This window comes from Pseudomonas sp. S5D5 (assembly GCF_003013355.1).
Classification (GTDB): Bacteria; Pseudomonadota; Gammaproteobacteria; order Pseudomonadales; family Pseudomonadaceae; genus Aquipseudomonas; species Aquipseudomonas aylmerensis.
In genome coordinates this window covers 3,114,843-3,131,350 of the sequence record NZ_PTEO01000001.1, presented here as the reverse complement: position 1 = coordinate 3,131,350, position 16,508 = coordinate 3,114,843, and the positions used below count along the sequence as shown (strand labels likewise).

The following is a 16,508-nucleotide window of genomic DNA, read 5'->3' as shown; positions in this document are numbered from 1 at the left end:
GACATTCACCGCATAAAAACTTGAGTGGGCTATAAAACCCTGCCTCTACTCTAACTCATTGAATACATTGAAGTTTTTAATGCTTCGTTGCGTTCGATGGGCGCCATTATGTACTCATTTGCTTTTGCCTGCAACCCCTTGATTTCAAAAATATTTCGCATGGGGATCAAGGAGTTGCGTGCCTGCCCTACTCCTGTACGCGCCGTTCCTGATACGCCGGGTCGGCCTTGATCTGGGCGTCGGTGAAGGGCAGCGTGCGCAGTTTTTTCTGTGAAAACAGCTGCGTCTGGTCCTTGGAATGCGCGGACGCGGGGTTGCTCGACAGGGAGAATGCCAGCACGCCTTGTGCATGGGGGCCCTGGTCGTCGAAGGTGACGATTTGCAGGTAGCTGCTGCCGCTGACCACTTCGCGCTTGCCGTCGGCGCGAGGCACGGTTTGCATGGCGTTGTAGATCCCCAACTCCTGCGGGCCGCCATGCACCGGGGTCTGGCCGGACACCTGGATATCGCCCCATCGGCTGTCGGCACCCAGGCCGAGTTTGGCGACCGCTGCGCTGGAAGCCAGCATGGCTTCGCGCAGGGCTTGGGCAACAGGCGCGCGGTCGATGGCCAGGCCGCGTGGTGTGGTCAGCGGCTGGGTCGGGTCGAAAGGCACGCGCCAGGCGTCGGGGATTTGCTGCAGGTGTTCGACCAGATCGATGAAGTGCACCAGGCCCAGGCCACTGTCGAGGTTGGCGTGCCGGTCCCAGGTGTTCAGACGACTGCACAGCGGTTGCAACGTGGTGGCGTCGGCGCCGAGTTGCTTGGCGCAGAACTCGAGCAGGTCAGGCATGACCTGGCCGGCGAGGTAGACCTGATTGTCCATGACCATGTTCTGCAAGTCGGCAACGCGGATCGGTTGCTTCTCCAGGGACTGCAGCCGCTGCAGGGCAAAACGCGCACGCGGGCCAAGGCCGATGTGGTCCTGGCTGATCACCGGTGAGAAGCCGGTCAGCGGCGCCTTGGGATTGGCCATCCAGGCCGAGTCGTTGGAGTGCTGCACGTAGTCGGTGCGCGCAAGTTGTGGCAATTGGTCGGCGGCGAAGATGCCGGCCTGGGCCGCGCGCGGATCCACATCCCAGGCGCAGGCGCTGTGGGCGCCGTCGAGGATGATCATCTGCAGGCCGGCACGCGGGTCGCTGCATTGCGCCAGCTTCGCCGCACTGACGTTGGGCACCACCGACAGGTTCATGTACAGGCTTTGGCCCTGATCATCGGCGGCCACGGTGTTGACCCATGGAATGCCTTGCAGCGTATGCACCGAGGTTTGCAGGGCCTTGAGGTCGCTGGCCTGGTTCATCGCGTACCACTGCTGCAGCACGCGGTCGTTGCCCAGGTTGGCATCGCGCAGGCTGAAGGCGTAGTGGTTGTCCCAATCGAGCTTGCCCGGCCATTGCACCACCGGGCCGAACTGCGAGCTGTAGACCGGATGCACCATGGGTTGAATGCTGCCGTCCGGCTGTTTGACCTGCACGGTCACCGTGTTTTTTTCCAGGGCGATGGATTTGCCGTCGAGCAGGTAGCGCGTGGCGTCCTTGGGATCCAGCGTCAGGCGATACAGCGTGAAGTGCTTGGAGGTATCCACCGTATGGGTCCACGCCACATGCTGGTTGAAACCGATATTGATCACCGGCAGGCCGGGCAATGCGGCGCCCATCACATCGAGCTGGCCGGGGATGGTCAGGTGCATCTCGTAGAAACGCATGCCACCCACCCACGGGAAATGCGGGTTGGCCAGCAACATGCCACGGCCATTGAACGAACGCTCTCGGCCGACCGCGACCGCGTTACTGCCGCGGTCCAGGCTAAAGCGCTGTTGCTGGGCGTCTGCCAGTGCAAAAGCCTTGGCGGTCGGCCGCACGCTGGCGGTCGCCTGAGGCGGCGCCGAGCCCACCAGGGCTTCGGCAAACTGGCCGACACCGCCTTCAACCAACAACCTGCGCGTCAGCTTCACCAGGTCGCCAACCTCCAGCGGCCGCACCCATGCCGCCTGGCACTGCGCGGGAGCGCCCTGCTCTTTCAGGTATCGGTTGTAGCCGGCGACGTAGCCCTCCATGCGCTGGCGGATCTGCGGGCTTTGCGCGTTCCAGAACGCGGCGACGGCCTGCGGCGTGTTCAACCAGGTGAAAAACACGTCACTGGCCAGGTTGTTGCGTTCCTCCAGGGTCGACTGCTCGGGACCGAAAAATTTGGCGCGCTGGCCATTCACCGTCACCACCTCATTGGCCAGCAGGCACAGGTTGTCCTGGGCATACGCGTAACCAATGCCCAAGCCCAGGCCGCGCTCGTCGCTGGCACGAATATGTGGCACGCCGAAACTGGTCCGCCGAATATCCGCCGACGCTTGTGTCGACTGTTCCCGCGCCGATGCGGCCAGGCTCAACCCCAGCAACAGCCCCGCCACGCACACCCTGGACAACCCGTTGGAAATAATCACGCAGACTCCACAGTCAAATTGAACACCCTCACCAGGGGTAGCTACCCCACCGTAAGGACGCAAAAAGCCGCGGACAATTTAGCGCGCGCCGAGGTTTATTTAAGGCGGCGCGACTGTGACAAAACCGATACCGACAAAATTTCTACATCCGAGACTTCATGATTTTGCTCGCTCGTACGTCTTATTAACTAAGAGCGCCATCATTTTCCTGATCAGGCTCTGATAAGGAGTTTTGCATGTACAACCCGCAAGTGCCCACGGACGGACATTCACCGGCAGCCGACGCCCATTACGGCAGCGGCGCACAGACGTTCGGCAAAGCGCCCGAACAGCAAGGCAACCAGCGTATTCGCCATTTGCTCAAGTGTTTCGGTTTGCGCACCAGCCTGATTCGGCTGAAGGTCATCGACGCCCTGCTCACCGCCGCCGACAACCAGCGCACGCTGGGCGTGCGCGGCGTGCACAGCCATTTGCTCGAACTGGGCATCCCGCTGTCGTTTCTGAGTGTGCGCGAGGTGCTCAAGCGCCTGTGCAGCGAGGGCGTGATTACCCTCAATGCAGATAAAAGCTACAGCCTCCATGAAGAGGCTGCGAAGGTACTCGAAGGTCGCGCCTGACGTTGCGTCGCAGGCTTAGAGCTTGACCTTGCGGCGCATGATGCCGTTGATCACCACCACGACCACTGCAACGGCAATGGCGATGGTCTGGAACGTCTTCTCACTGATCGCCCCGATGTTCTGCAGATAGGACAGGCCAAACATCGTCGCCAGTACCGCCAGGGCGATCAGAATCGAGTATTTCAAACGTTGCTTTTGGGTCATGACGGGTTCCTGAACCTGAAAAATGTATCCACTTTGTATCGCCGAACATGCCAAGTACATACCCGGCAACGGGGATGGACGCGGGTCGGCAGGGTCCTATGTTACAGGCGATGAAAAGCTTTGGCTTGTCTGACGCCTGATTGATCCTGTAAGCCCCCGGAGGACTTGGACATGCTTCGTCGTATCGCACTGCTGATCCCCTTGCTGGTCATGTTGAGCATGAGCGGCTGCTTCTTTTTCCCGCACGGAGGCGGCTGGCACGACCATCGCTATTCAGAAGGCGGGCCGGGGTACTACCACCGCTGACGCCTGAGCGGTATCAGAAAATTCTCTGATTCACCGACACTCGGTCTTACACACAGCAGTCTCCTCAGGAGGAACCTCGGCGGGTGTTTTCCACACCCAAAGAGGCGCCTGAGGAACAGGGAACCTCCTAATGACAGGCGCTTTTCTTGGCAAGTCAAAAAGGTACCCACCGATGTCAATATCTGCCTATACACCTCCCCACCAGCCCAGCGCTGAAACTCTCCCGCTTCCCACTCCCGCTGCGACACCCGCATTATTGGTCAGCCCTGCACCGACACCTCAGCCTTCAGAGGACGCCGACCAGACACCTACAGGGCGCCAGCGGCGCTCACCCACCGACACCAGCCATACCGGGCTGTCACGGTCCCTGGCGGACAACCAGAACCTGCGGACCCTGGGGCAAAAGCTCAACGAGATAGCCGCCCGCCTGGGTGTGAACACCACGCCCCAGGCCATCATCTCCGCGCTGACGACCGCTCTCATGGATATTCATCCGGCCTCAACCTACGCCTCGCAAGTAGACACCGCATCGACGCTTGAAGACTTCATCACCGACTACGGGTTGAAGATGCCCAACAGCCATTTTTCCCTGACCGCGCTGGCCGACGCGGTGCTCGACCGCTCCATGGAACACCCACTGGGCAACTTTGGTGGCGCGCTGTCCTGGCCAGTGCCGTTGAGTAGCCAGGCGCAGCGCTCGCTGATGGAAAACGCGCGGCTCTATGTGACAGAGCATCCGAATCCCCCACCGATGGTGACAAGCCAGGGGCTTCTGGAGTACTTGAACAGCAACCAGCCACTGTCTGCCGAGGCCCTGAAGGACCCGGCAAAGGCACTGGAAACACTCCTTGGCACCGCGCGTGCGCAAGGGTTGGGCCAAGCCTTGCAGACCCAATTGAACGGGATTGCCACCGATACCAGCGTAAACGACTACACGTTGGCGGCGATGAATTTGTTTCTGGACCCGACATCGATTGCTGAGCCCAATAAAACCAAGGTTGCTGGCTTCGATCTGGTCCAGCAAAGTCATTGGGGCAAACCCGCTTCCACGATAGTGGACAACCTCAGCAAGCATTTGGAGACCAAACGCTACACCACATCTGGAATGGCCAAGGTCGGTGCTTACCTGCTACTGGCCAGGACAGCCCCTGAACTGCTGATCAAAGATATCCCCGCCAATGTCACCTATGGCAGCCCTGCCTGGGTCAGCCTATCGATCGCAGCGGCCACGATAGAACACCAGGCACCTGGTAAGGTGCCCAATATGACCTTTGCCCAAGTCATGCTGGAGGCCGAGAATGCCGGCCTGCAAAACCTTGCCATGACCCAACAGGCACAGACCGCGGCGCTGCGAGTCTGGGGGGTGGTCAACGGCGTGCTTTCTGAAACAGAGGCTGGCCGTTACAACACCACCGACGTTGAGAAGGTCAGGAGTGCCTTCAATCAGCAGGCACGCATGCGCGTCGACGCCAGCAGCCAGATTGAGGCCCCTATTCCCAGCCGCAAGGAAATTGCGCTGGCCAAGCTGAAAGAACGGTTTGGCGAGAACGTACCTTTTGAAGAGAAACTCCTGACGGTCAAGCAGACCGTGCAGCCTCACGCCCAGCCGCTCTACGACCCCAATCGCGCGCCCGCCGGCCCGCATTCGCTGCTGGATATCGCCATGAGCGGCCTGCACCAGTATGAATGGGAATCCACCGATGATCGGATCGTTGAGGCGACACGAGGCAAGTCCCTCAATCTGGAGGTGAAAACCGAGTTCGACACTCAATTCACCACAGCCATCGACCAGCGCAAACAAGGCCTCAAGACGGCCGTCAAACAGATGATTGCCCAGCTCCCTCTGCCTGACAGGGAACAATTCGAATACGGCAAGCTCGAGTTCTTTCAAAATCATACCTACCAGTTGGGCCTGGGCTTTACCGATCGAACCCTCGCAGAAAAAAACCAGGCGTTGCTGGTCAAAACCACGGGGGTAGACGGCGAAAAGGTCTATGAGATCGACTTTAAACGGGGGTCCATCACCGCGGTGCCGAACACCGTCCTGACTCAAGAACGCGAGCGCGAAGCCAACCGTGTCTTTCCGATAGAGTCGTTCAAACCCTCCGATACCGTTGCCGCAGCCCTGGCTTCAGGCGGTCAAGCGAGCGAGCCACGCGCCACCCCCAACAGCTTTGCAAGCACGCGAACCCAGGCCATTGCCGATGCTTTTGTCGAACACCTGGATATTGATAACAACGATGTGGTCAAGCAGGCCAAGGGCACCACGACGTTCGACAAGCAAATGGAAACCGAGGGGAAACTGGCGGATTTTTTTCTCGACCTGATTCCCCTCAGGTCGGCGATCGTCAACTTTCAAAACGGTAACCACCTGGACGGCGCAATCGACCTGGGCATGGATATCTTCGGGTTTGTCACCGCCGGCGCGGGGAAGGTTGCCAAGGTCGGCGCTAAAGCTGCCGGCGCGGCGAGCAAGGCCTTGAAGGTCGCGAAAATCCTCGGGACCACCGTCATCAGTGAACTCAACCCGCTGGGTGGGCTCGGCGACCTGGTGGAAGGTGGCGCCAAGCTGATCGGCAAGGGTGTGGACAAGATCAAGGGCGCGACAGACTCCTTGAACCTGGCCAATACGATGAGCCGCGAACATGGGCCCCTGACGTACGGTTCGTTCAAGTACGCAGGCCAGACCTACGAGGCCGACACCATCCTGGCGAATGGCCAACGCTATGCCTACGATCCGGTCCAGATGAGGCCTTACGGCACCCCGTTGGACGACTTCAACCCTCTGGATGCAATGATGCCGCCCTCGCCTAGGATGGAGGGCGCCATAGGACGGCCAGGTAACGCCCGTTATAACCCCATCGACCGGCAGGGCCGTCACGTCCACACCGCGCCCAAAACCGACCACTTGCCTGACGCAGAGTACGTAACGAGCATCAACGGTGCGCGCAATGACGCCCATTTCACCCCCAGCAGAAAAGCCGCGACCCGCGAAAAGTTTAGTCGGGAAATGGACGCCTTCTACCAACGCATGGCCTCTGGCGAACTGCCAGCACGCCCGACCATTCCCGAGATCCCCAAAAGTGTCACACCTTCACAACTGATCGAAAAAGCGCTGGACGCGGCAGATGGGGTAGTCTTTGGTGACGTTCACAAAGACCTGGCGAGCTTCCAGACACTGTTCGACAACGTGGACACCTTCAAGCAAAAAGGCGTGAAGAAGCTGTATATGGAAGCCACGTTTTATGACGCACAGATGAAGCTCGTCGACGACGGCATCGGCTACCTTGGGGATGGCATAACCCCACGGTTCCCCTCTTTCAATCAACTGGTTAAACAGTTTTCCGATGCAGGCATTGAAGTCGTGCCGCTGGACCATTGTTACTTGACCCGGCACAAGGATGAACGCGAGCTGTACAAGCAAGCGATGAAGGCCGAGGACTTTGTGCCAAGGCTAAAGGAATTCAACTACTACGCCGCGCAGACCATCCGGCAAAACTCCGCGGGCGAAAAATGGATTGCCTTGGTGGGCAACGCCCACATGAAAACCAGCCAAGGTATCCCGGGCGTGGCAGAGTTGACGGGCAGCATCGGTGTCGGGGTGTTTAAAAGGACCGATCCGGGGCCAAGCCTCGGGCTCAGGAAAACCAATCACGTGCCTGATCCAGCCCAGCGTTTGAAACCGGACGACCTGCCTGGTGACCTGCACATCTTCAAACAGGAAAAAGCGCCACCCAGGAATTCAGTGGCGGCGTAAGCCGGGTCGATGAACCGACCCACGAAAGCCCGGCGAAATGCCGGGCTTTCGTTTCAGGGCCTGTCAGCCCGCATGCACCCATCGCTGATGCAGCCCGCGTGCAAGCGCGTCCAGCGCAAACCCCAACACCCCGATCAACAGCACCATCGCCATCAGTTCCGAATAAGCCAACCGATCACGCGTATCCAGGATGTAATACCCCAGCCCCGCACTGACCCCGAGCATTTCGCACGGCACCAGCACGATCCACAGGATCCCGATGGCCAGGCGCACGCCGGTCAGCACATGCCCGACCACCCCGGGGATGACCACGCGGCGCAAGGTTTCCCAGCGCGTGGCGCTCAGGCTCTGGCTCAATTGCAACCAGCGCGGATCCAACTGACGCACGCCGGCTGCGGTATTGAGCATGATCGGCCACACAGCGGCAAAGGCCAGCAGGAAGTAGATCGGCGGGTCCCCTACCCCCATCAGCATCACCACGATGGGCATCCAGGACAACGGCGAGATCATCCGCAGGAACTGGAACGCGGGCGTGGTCGCCGCCTCCAGGTTGCGCGAACTGCCCACCAGGAGCCCGAGTGGCACCCCCACCAGCAAGGCCAGGAACAGCCCGACAAAAATGCGCTTGAGGCTGACGGCGATGTGCAGATACAGCTCACTCCGCCCGAGCAATTCCCACAGGCTGGTGAACGTCGCCGCCAGCGAAAAGCGCGCGGACAGGCCGTCCGCGTCGCCCAATACCTTCACCCCCAGCCACCAGAGCACCAGCAAACCGGCCAGGCCACTCAACCCGAGCAACCAGCCCGGGACTCTGCGGTTGTTCAAACGCCAATCTCCTCGGTCCGCTCAAAGCCGTCCGGCAAACCAAAGGTCTTCATGCCGCCCACCGCCTCGATGGCATTGCGCACGAAGCGGTCGTCCACCAGGTCCTTGGCCACGAAGGCCGGGTCGAGGTCAGCGAGGAATTTCTTGTCGCCCTCGATCAGCGTGTCTTTCAAGCGCCGCACCAGTTCCTCGGTGTAGCTGGGGAACGGATAGGGCTGGAAGTCGATGCGGTGCTCATCCCAATTGGCGTGCTGAATAGCGCCATCGGCGAGGTAGGCCGCGCGGTCGCCGGCCACCGGGGCGAGCACCTTGCTGAGCACCGGTTCGGCATGCGGCGTGTAGCGGTTCGGGCCGTCCTTGGACAGCAGTTTCACCGCCTCCTCGCGGTTGTCGCGGGTCCAGACCTGGGCCTTGACGATAGCGTTCACCACCTTCTGCGACCATTCAGGGCGGTTGGTCAGGTCATGTTCATGCATGAACACCACGCAGCACGCATGGTTGCGCCACACGTCACCGGTAAAGCGCTGCACACGGCCGACCTTGAGGTTCTCCGCCAAGGCGTTGAACGGCTCGGCGACGATGTAGCCATCGATGCGCTTGCTGGCCAGGGCCGGCGGCATGTCCGAGGGCGGCAGCACGATCAGGTTGACCTCGTTCGCGGCAATCGCACTGCCGGCCGCACGGGCGACCGGGGTCAGGCCGTTGTCACGAAACAGCTGCTGCACCACCACGTTATGGATCGAATACCAGAACGGAATCGCTACCGACTTGCCACCCAGTTGCTTCACCTCAGTAATGCCCGGTGACACGGTCAGGCCCGAACCGCCGACGTGGTTCCACGCCACCACCTTGGCCGGCACCTTGCTGCCATAGCGCGCCCACACAGTCATGGGGGACAGCAGGTGGATCACGTTGACCTGGCCCGAGATAAACGCCTCGATCACCTGCGCCCAACTGCGCAGCAGCACCGGGCGTTCGGCCTTGATGCCTTCGGCTTCGAACAGGCCATTGTTGTGGGCCACCAGCAACGGCGTGGCGTCGGTGATCGGCAAGTAGCCGATGCGTACCGGCGCATCCGGCTCGCTGGCGGCGCGCGCCTGCAGGCTGCTCAACAGGGGCAACGCGCCGGCGGCGCTGAGTACGGCAGACAGTTTGAGAAAATCACGGCGCGAGTGAGTCAGGTCATCCAGGCACATGGCAGGGCTCCGGCAGGTCAAGGGGGTTGGGTTGGGGGCGGCTCGCCTGCCGTAGGGTTTTGAGAATCTCGATGCGCAGCGTGCCGATGGCTTCCACCTGTTCTTCACGCGGCTGCGGCAGGTCGATCAGCCATTCGCCCAGCGTCCGCGCCGGGCGGTTGCCCAGTAGCAGGATGCGGTCGGACAGCAACAGCGCTTCATCAATGTCATGGGTGATCAGCACCGCCGCCGCGCCTTGCTCGCGATTGACCTTGAGCAACAGGTGCTGCATGTCCGCGCGGGTAACTTCGTCGAGGGCGCCGAATGGCTCATCCAGCAGCAATACCTGCGGCTGGCGAGCCAGGCAGCGCGCCAACGCCGTGCGCTGCGCCATGCCACCGGACAACTGCGCCGGAAACTGCTGGCGCGCGTGCTCAAGACCTACGGCCGCGATGGCGTGGTCGACGCGGTGGCGGCGTTCTTCAGGGCTGAGGTGCGGCTGGCGAGCGAAATCCAGGCCGAAGGCGACGTTCTTTTCCAGGCTCAGCCAAGGCAACAGGCTGGGGTCCTGGAACGCCACCGCGACGCGTGGATGCGGGCCATTCAAAGGCTCACCGAGCACACGTACGCTGCCGCCTTGAGGCACCTGCAAACCGGCCAGCACACGCAACAGGCTGGACTTGCCGACACCACTGGGACCCAGGATCGACACCACTTCGCCAGGTTGCAACTGCAGGTCGAATCCCTGCAATACCGGGCCACTGGAATACCCCAGGCAAATCCCCTGGGCCGTCAATACCGCCGGGCTCATAGGTTGGCCTGACGCTGCAACTCGGTGCGCAATTGCACCAGGCTTGGCGTGACGATCGGCACGAAAGCCGACTCACGCCAGCGTCGCGCAAACCCACTGCCATGCGCGGTGAGATAGGCTTTGCCACCGCTGGCCTGCAACTCCAGCTGCACAGCGCTGGCGGCGGTTTCGGCCAGGGCGATGCGCAGCTTGAACAACGGCACCGGCTCGGCGGCAAAGCGCCCGGCCAACAGACCGCTCTTCAACTCGCTGACTAAATGATCGAGGGTCACGCGCAATGTCTCGAGTTCTTCACGCAACACCGTACGGCTGGCCCCCAGATGGTTGGCCACTTCAGCCAGTGAGCGCCGCGCCAGGCCGATCGACATGCCGCACTGCAGGCCAAGGAACGCCGGGCGTACCGCTGGCAGAAACTTGCGCGCATCGTCATGCAGCAACCAGTCGCGGCTCAGCTCCACGCCTTCCAGGCCCAACGCCGCGGTGTTGCTCGATTGCAGGCCGAGCAACTCCAGGTCGCGCGAGCGCTGCAAGCCGGCCACCGAGTCCGGAATCGCCAGGATAAACGGTGCGCCACCGCCGGCATGTTCAATCGCCGCAGCGGCAACAAAGCCGTTCTTGCGCAGGTTGGTCACCCAGTGCAGGCGACCGTTGAGGGTCCAGCCGTGGTCGTTGGGCTCGGCGCTGATCTGCAACGTCTCGATGCCCGACAAAAACTTCATCGCATTCGACAATCCGGTCGCCCCCGCCAGCTTGCCGCTGAGCAGGTCCGGCAGCAGTTGCTCGCGCAGCCGCGCATTTGGGCTTTGCAGCAAATACTCGATAAACGAACGCTGGCCCCAGCACACGAAGGCCGCCGCCAGCGAATGGCTGGCGACATTGGCGATGGCCTCCACGGCGCCGGCCACATCCCCGCCCAGCCCGCCGAGTGCCGTGGGCACACCGATACGCAATACATTGGCTTCTGCCAGCCGTGGCAGCACTTCCTGTGGATCGCAACTGCCCACATCCAGGGCCTGCGCTTGAACATCGAGCCAACGGCTCAAGATAGGGTCAAGCATTCATGTTTCTCCTTGTTAACGCAGAGGGACCATCGCCACTTCAGCTGGCCGGTTTTTCCCAACGGTATTGCGCCAGCTCCGGGTTCAGCGGGGTACGGGCAAACACGTTAGCGAAGTTGCACAGGGTTGCCAGGCTGACGCCCAAAATAACTTCCAGGGCCTGGCCTTCGGAGTAGCCTGCCGCACGGAACGCGTCATAACCGGCATCGCTGACATCGCCGCGGGTGGCGATCACTTCACGGGTGAAGGCGGCGAGTGTCTCATACCGCGCATTGGGTAATTCGCCACGCTGGCGCAGGGCCTCGATCACCGCCTCCGGCAGCTTAGCTTTGTTGCGCGCCACGGCGGTGTGACCGGCAACGCAGAAGTCGCAGCCATGGGTCGTCGCGGCAATCAATTGCACCACTTCACGATCAGCCAGGCTCAGTTCGGTCTTGGCGTTCAGGCCGGAGACGGTGATGTAGGTTTCCAGCGCCGCCGGAGCATTGGCCAGCACCGCCAGCAGGTTAGGAATAAACCCCGAGCCTTTCAGCGCGTTTTCGAGGAAGGGTTTGGCCGCATCCGGGGCGGTTTCGGGGGTGAGCAGCGGTACACGGGACATGGAGTGGTCTCCTTGGGGGTTGGTGTAACCAGTCTGTTGGTTATAAAAAAACCCCTCAATAGGCTAAAGTAGCGATTACTTGCTCTTGAGTCTTTCCATTAGATGAATTCGTCCAGTGCACTTGTCGATTGGTTATTAGACAGCCTCGAACTCAACACCAGCCTGTTCCACGTCGGGCGTTATTGCGGCGACTGGCACGCCAGTACCCACGGCCTGGCCCGGGCCAGTTTCCACCTGATCGTGCAGGGTCAGTGCTGGTTGCACATCGATGGCGAGCCCACCCCGGTGGCGCTGGACAACGGCGACGCGGTGTTCCTGCTGCGTGACCTTGAGTATCGACTGTCGGGTGAAGCCACGGCGGCGGGCGCGCAGGAATGCCCGCGTCGCCCAATGGAGCCGCTGGACAGCAGCGCCACCGACGGCGTGGGCTTGGTCTGCGGGTTCTTCCATTTCCAGTCCGGCCTGTCGGCGATGATTGTCGACACCCTGCCCGCCTGGATCGTGCTGCGAGCCGGCGATCCGTCACTCACGGCTGCGCGCAACCTGTTCGACCTGATCCTGCAAGAATGCGCACGCACTCCGCCCTCTTCCGCCTTGCTGGAACGCCTCTGCCATCTGCTGTTCCTGTATGTGCTGCGCCAACAGGTGTTGGATAACACCGAACTTGGCGGCCTTGCCGCGCTGGCCCGGCAGCCGACATTTGCGCATTTGCTCGAGCAATTGATCGCCCACCCCGAGCAACCCTGGAGCCTGGAAAGCATGGCCGCCTGCACCGGGCTGTCGCGCTCGGCGTTTTTCAAGCGGTTCAATGAGCTGTGCGGGCAATCGCCGGGGCAAGTGCTGCTGATGATGCGCGTGCGCCATGCCTGCCAACTGTTCAAGCAGGACCAGACCGTGGCCGATGTAGCGCTGGCGGTGGGGTATCAATCAGTGGCGGCGTTTACGCGCGCGTTTCATAAGGTCACCGGGCAGCAGCCCGGGGCTTACCGCAAGGGTTTGGCGTCGAAATAAAATGCAAGTGTGTAGTTTTACGCCAATCAAGCTGTAAGAAAATATGGAACTGTTTTTCCGGCGCTCACACACAAGGAGTACATCTTCGGCAAACTGTGGAACTTCTCACCCATGATCAACCCCGCAGCACCTCCGACAAGCCGCCAAAACCATGATCCGCTGCGCGATGCAAAACATTCAGCGTCCGAGGATTCCATCTACGTCCAGCCGCGTTTGGACCCGAGCAAGGGCCCGATGCAAACCAAGACCGAGGTTTTGCACAACGACGATTACTCAAAGATTTCACGGCAGGCCAAGTGGGACTTCCTGAGCAGACCGCCGGAGTTAAAGCAACTCACACTGGTGATGGAAACGGGCAATGCTGCCGACGCGGTCCATGTCGGCAAAAACCCTGATGGCCGTCTCAAGGTCCAGATCAATGGAAAGTCATACGCGCTCGATGACAAGGACCGAGACGGGAAGCCCCTGCATTTGCTGATCAAAACCCACGGCGGAAACGACCAGGTAACCGTCAGTGAAGACGTGAAAAACCCGCTGACGATTGAAGGGGGCAAAGGGGATGACACGCTCACTGGCGGCGGTGGCATCACTCGGCTTCTGGGCGGGCCGGGCAACGACACGCTTAAGCTGCGCTCGCATGCAGGCTATGCCGAAGGCAACGACGGCGACGATACCATCATCGGCGGCCCCGGCAATTCAGCCATGTACGGGAACAACGGGGATGATCGGCTGTATGCGGGCGCCGGCCCCGCCACAAAACAGAGCTATCTGGATGGGGGAGCAGGCAACGACCGGCTGTACGCCGGTAATGGGCATACGGTACTCCATGGTGGCAAAGGTGACGACGATTTGGTCGGGCACGATCGAACGACGTTCTACACCGGTAAAGGTCAGGATCGAGTCTGGAACAACCAGCAAGGCGATCATATATATGCCAAGACCGGCGATGTGTACGACCGGTCGCAAGGCTCAACATTGACCCCGGTGCAACCCAGCACTGCTGGCGGTGCGGGATTTGGGGTCGTAGGCACGCCACAATTCAAACAACGCGTAGAGGATGATCTCGAGTTTCTGCGCGGCTCTCCCACTGGGCAAAAGATGCTCACGGATATGGACAGGGAAGCCGCCGTGGCAGGGGGAAAAGTCACTATCGAGGAACAAACAGACAGAGGCAACGCTTACAATTTCGGGAGTTTGGAACTGGATAAGGCTTGGGAAAACGGTCGCCGTATAGACGGTGATGACCCTAAAAGGGGCAAGATCACCGACAATAAACCTGGCTCGCGCGCCAATAAGGGGGTGATCGCTTACGACACAAGCACTACGGTCGCACCGGATGGACGCACCTTTGGATTTCCACTCATCGGGCTGGTTCATGAAGTGGGGCATTCCTACAACGGTGCGACGGGAACAAACCTGCCAGGCACAACCATAGAGCACCCGCCAGCACGCCCTGACATTTCAATTCCTACCAGGAACACTGAGTTCCAGGTCGTCGGTTTGCCGAGCAGCGCGTCGCCTTTCGATTTCGATAACGATCCATCCACCCCGCCCACCCGCATCAACCCCGAGCATTTCACGGAGAATGGCATGAGGCGCGAAATGGGTCTTCCAGAGCGCAAAACCTACCTCACCTGAGACGCTGACGTTGCAGCCCGGTGCCGGGTTGGGCGCATAACTCCACCAGCCAATCGACAAATACCCGCACCCGCTGCGACAGCTGCCGGTGTGGCGGGTACAGTGCCGTGAGCGCCATTTTCGGCACTGCAAGCTGCCCCAGCACTTCCACCAGGCTGCCCTGCGCCAGGCGCTGCATCGCGTGGTAGTACGGCGCCTGGATCAACCCGTAGCCCGCTTCACAGGCACAGAAGTAGCCGTCGGCACTGTTGACCGCAACCACCTTGGGCAGGTTGACCGCACGCAGTTCAGCGCCGAATTGAAACTCCAGGCCAAAGCGTTTGCCGCTGGCACTGGAAACGTACTCGACCATGTGGTGCCCGGCCAGGTCATCAAGACTTGCCGGCACGCCCTTGCGCGCCAGATAACCGGGGCTCGCCAAGGTGATTTGATCCATCATTGCCAACGGCCTCGCCACCAGCGATTCGTCCAAGGCGAGGCCACCGCGCAACACGCAATCCACGGCCTCGCGGATCAGGTCCACCGGGCGGTCGTTGAGGCCAATTTCCAAATCAATGTGCGGGTATCGAGCAGTAAATGTCGGCAAGGCGGGAATGACCAGAAAGCGGCCGATACCCGAGGGCATATCAACGCTCAAGGTGCCGCGCGGGTTCTGCCGGCGCGTGGAAAACACTGCCTCGGTTTCCTCAAGGTCGGCAAGCAATTGCACGCAGCGCTGGTAGTACGCCGCACCGTCCAGGGTCGGGCTGACCTGGCGCGTGGTGCGTTGCAGCAGTTGGACGCCGAGGTGCGCTTCCAGTTGCTTGATCAGGATGGTCACTGAGGCGCGTGGCAATTGCAGGCTGTCGGCCGCCTTGGCGAACCCGCCCAATTCGACGATCCGGGTGAACACACGCATCGCATTAAAACGGTCCACGGGCCGGCTCCTGGCTGACTATTTAGAAATTACGAATAGTGATAGTGCTTTTAGCCGGTTTATCAAGGTTTTGTCGAGGATGACAATGGAGCCCTTCCCCACCCAGGAGCTGGACCCATGCACACTCGTCAACTCGGTAAAAACGGCCCGCACGTCTCCGCCATCGGCCTCGGCTGCATGGGCATGACGGATTTCTACACCACCGGCAGTGATACCCAGGAGGCCGTCGCGACGTTGCATCGCGCGCTGGAACTGGGAATCAACTTCCTCGATACCGCCGACATCTACGGCCCGCACACCAATGAGGCACTGATCGGCAAAGCCATCGCCGGCAAGCGCGACCAGGTGTTCCTGGCGAGCAAGTTCGGCATCGTCCGTGACCCGGCGAATCCGGCAGTGCGCGGGGTCAATGGCCGGCCCGAATACATTCGCAATGCTATCGACGGCACCCTGCAACGGCTGGGCATCGACACCCTGGATTTGTACTACCAGCACCGTATCGACCCCGACGTGGCCATCGAAGAAACCGTCGGCGCCATGGCCGATCTGGTCACACAGGGCAAGGTGCGTTACCTGGGGCTGAGCGAAGCGTCTGCCGTCACACTGGAGCGCGCCCATCGCGTGCACCCCATCAGCGCCCTGCAAAGCGAGTATTCACTGTGGAGCCGCGACCAGGAACTCAACGGCTGCCTGGCTGCCTGCCAACGCCTGGGCATCGCCTTTGTGCCGTACAGTCCATTAGGCCGGGGGTTTCTCACCGGCGCGCTGAAAAGCCCGGATGATTTCGCTGCCGATGATTACCGCCGTTTCAGCCCGCGCTTCCAGGGCGACAACTTTGCGAAAAACCTGCTGCTGGTCCAACAGGTCCAGGCACTCGCAGCCGAAAAAGGCGTAACGGCCGGGCAACTGGCACTGGCGTGGGTGTTGGCACAGGGCGAATTCATTCTGCCGATCCCCGGCACCAAGCAGCGCAAGTACCTGGAAGAAAACGTCGCCGCCGTCTCACTGACCCTCAGCACCCGCGAGCTGGCCGCGCTGGAGGCGATCTTCCCGGCCGATGCCACCGCCGGCCTGCGTTATCCCGAGGCGGTAATGGCGATGCTGGATATCTGA

14 protein-coding genes are annotated in these 16,508 nt (G+C 60.9%); 6 read left to right on the top strand and 8 right to left on the bottom strand.

Going from position 1 to position 16,508, the window contains the following annotated elements:
• Positions 1–187: 187 nt before the first annotated feature.
• Positions 188–2,476, bottom strand: coding sequence for an acylase (locus C9990_RS14580; protein WP_106803722.1), 2,289 nt, complete (start codon positions 2,474–2,476; stop codon positions 188–190).
• A gap of 236 nt (positions 2,477–2,712) precedes the next feature.
• Between C9990_RS14580 and C9990_RS14575 the strand changes: the two genes are divergently transcribed.
• Entirely contained in the window at positions 2,713–3,093 is a 381-nt protein-coding gene (locus C9990_RS14575; RefSeq protein WP_065908163.1) for a fe2+ zn2+ uptake regulation protein, read from the top strand.
• Between the two features lie 15 nt (positions 3,094–3,108).
• On the opposite strand, the gene C9990_RS14570 is transcribed toward C9990_RS14575, so the two are convergent.
• Positions 3,109–3,297 (bottom strand): hypothetical protein, encoded by a 189-nt coding sequence (locus C9990_RS14570; protein ID WP_016978057.1) that lies wholly within the window; start codon positions 3,295–3,297, stop codon positions 3,109–3,111.
• A 171-nt stretch (positions 3,298–3,468) separates the two neighbouring features.
• On the opposite strand from C9990_RS14570, the gene C9990_RS32770 reads away from it, so the two are divergent.
• Positions 3,469–3,603: a hypothetical protein gene (locus C9990_RS32770; RefSeq protein ID WP_256595088.1), complete on the top strand. Its 135-nt coding sequence runs from the start codon at positions 3,469–3,471 to the stop codon at positions 3,601–3,603.
• 172 nt (positions 3,604–3,775) lie between these two features.
• Positions 3,776–7,360 (top strand): membrane-targeted effector domain-containing toxin, encoded by a 3,585-nt coding sequence (locus C9990_RS14565; protein ID WP_157955076.1) that lies wholly within the window; start codon positions 3,776–3,778, stop codon positions 7,358–7,360.
• A gap of 63 nt (positions 7,361–7,423) precedes the next feature.
• On the opposite strand, the gene C9990_RS14560 is transcribed toward C9990_RS14565, so the two are convergent.
• From C9990_RS14560 to C9990_RS14540, 5 genes are read right to left on the bottom strand one after another with little or no spacing between them, the layout of a single operon-like run.
• On the bottom strand, positions 7,424–8,185 hold the full coding sequence (locus C9990_RS14560) for an ABC transporter permease (protein ID WP_106803720.1): 762 nt from the start codon (positions 8,183–8,185) through the stop codon (positions 7,424–7,426).
• Positions 8,182–9,381, bottom strand: coding sequence for an ABC transporter substrate-binding protein (locus C9990_RS14555; protein WP_106803719.1), 1,200 nt, complete (start codon positions 9,379–9,381; stop codon positions 8,182–8,184). Before C9990_RS14555 ends, C9990_RS14560 begins: the two co-directional genes overlap by 4 nt.
• A complete protein-coding gene (locus tag C9990_RS14550; RefSeq protein WP_106803718.1) occupies positions 9,368–10,171 on the bottom strand; it encodes an ABC transporter ATP-binding protein in 804 nt (267 codons plus the stop codon). Before C9990_RS14550 ends, C9990_RS14555 begins: the two co-directional genes overlap by 14 nt.
• A complete protein-coding gene (locus C9990_RS14545; RefSeq protein WP_106803717.1) occupies positions 10,168–11,229 on the bottom strand; it encodes an acyl-CoA dehydrogenase family protein in 1,062 nt (353 codons plus the stop codon). The genes C9990_RS14550 and C9990_RS14545 overlap by 4 nt, the downstream gene beginning before the upstream one ends.
• A 40-nt stretch (positions 11,230–11,269) precedes the next feature.
• Positions 11,270–11,830 (bottom strand): carboxymuconolactone decarboxylase family protein, encoded by a 561-nt coding sequence (locus C9990_RS14540; RefSeq protein WP_106803716.1) that lies wholly within the window; start codon positions 11,828–11,830, stop codon positions 11,270–11,272.
• A gap of 102 nt (positions 11,831–11,932) precedes the next feature.
• Between C9990_RS14540 and C9990_RS14535 the strand changes: the two genes are divergently transcribed.
• On the top strand, positions 11,933–12,841 hold the full coding sequence (locus C9990_RS14535) for an AraC family transcriptional regulator (protein WP_065908148.1): 909 nt from the start codon (positions 11,933–11,935) through the stop codon (positions 12,839–12,841).
• A 111-nt stretch (positions 12,842–12,952) separates the two neighbouring features.
• The gene (locus tag C9990_RS14530; protein ID WP_256595087.1) at positions 12,953–14,479 is read left to right on the top strand and encodes a M91 family zinc metallopeptidase; all 1,527 of its coding nucleotides are present in this window, start codon (positions 12,953–12,955) and stop codon (positions 14,477–14,479) included.
• Here C9990_RS14530 and C9990_RS14525 read toward each other — a convergent pair.
• Positions 14,472–15,395 (bottom strand): LysR family transcriptional regulator, encoded by a 924-nt coding sequence (locus C9990_RS14525; protein ID WP_106803715.1) that lies wholly within the window; start codon positions 15,393–15,395, stop codon positions 14,472–14,474. The two genes, C9990_RS14530 and C9990_RS14525, sit on opposite strands and share 8 nt — an antisense overlap.
• 117 nt (positions 15,396–15,512) lie before the next feature.
• Between C9990_RS14525 and C9990_RS14520 the strand changes: the two genes are divergently transcribed.
• Complete coding sequence (locus tag C9990_RS14520; protein WP_106803714.1) at positions 15,513–16,508, top strand: aldo/keto reductase; 996 nt, start codon at positions 15,513–15,515, stop codon at positions 16,506–16,508.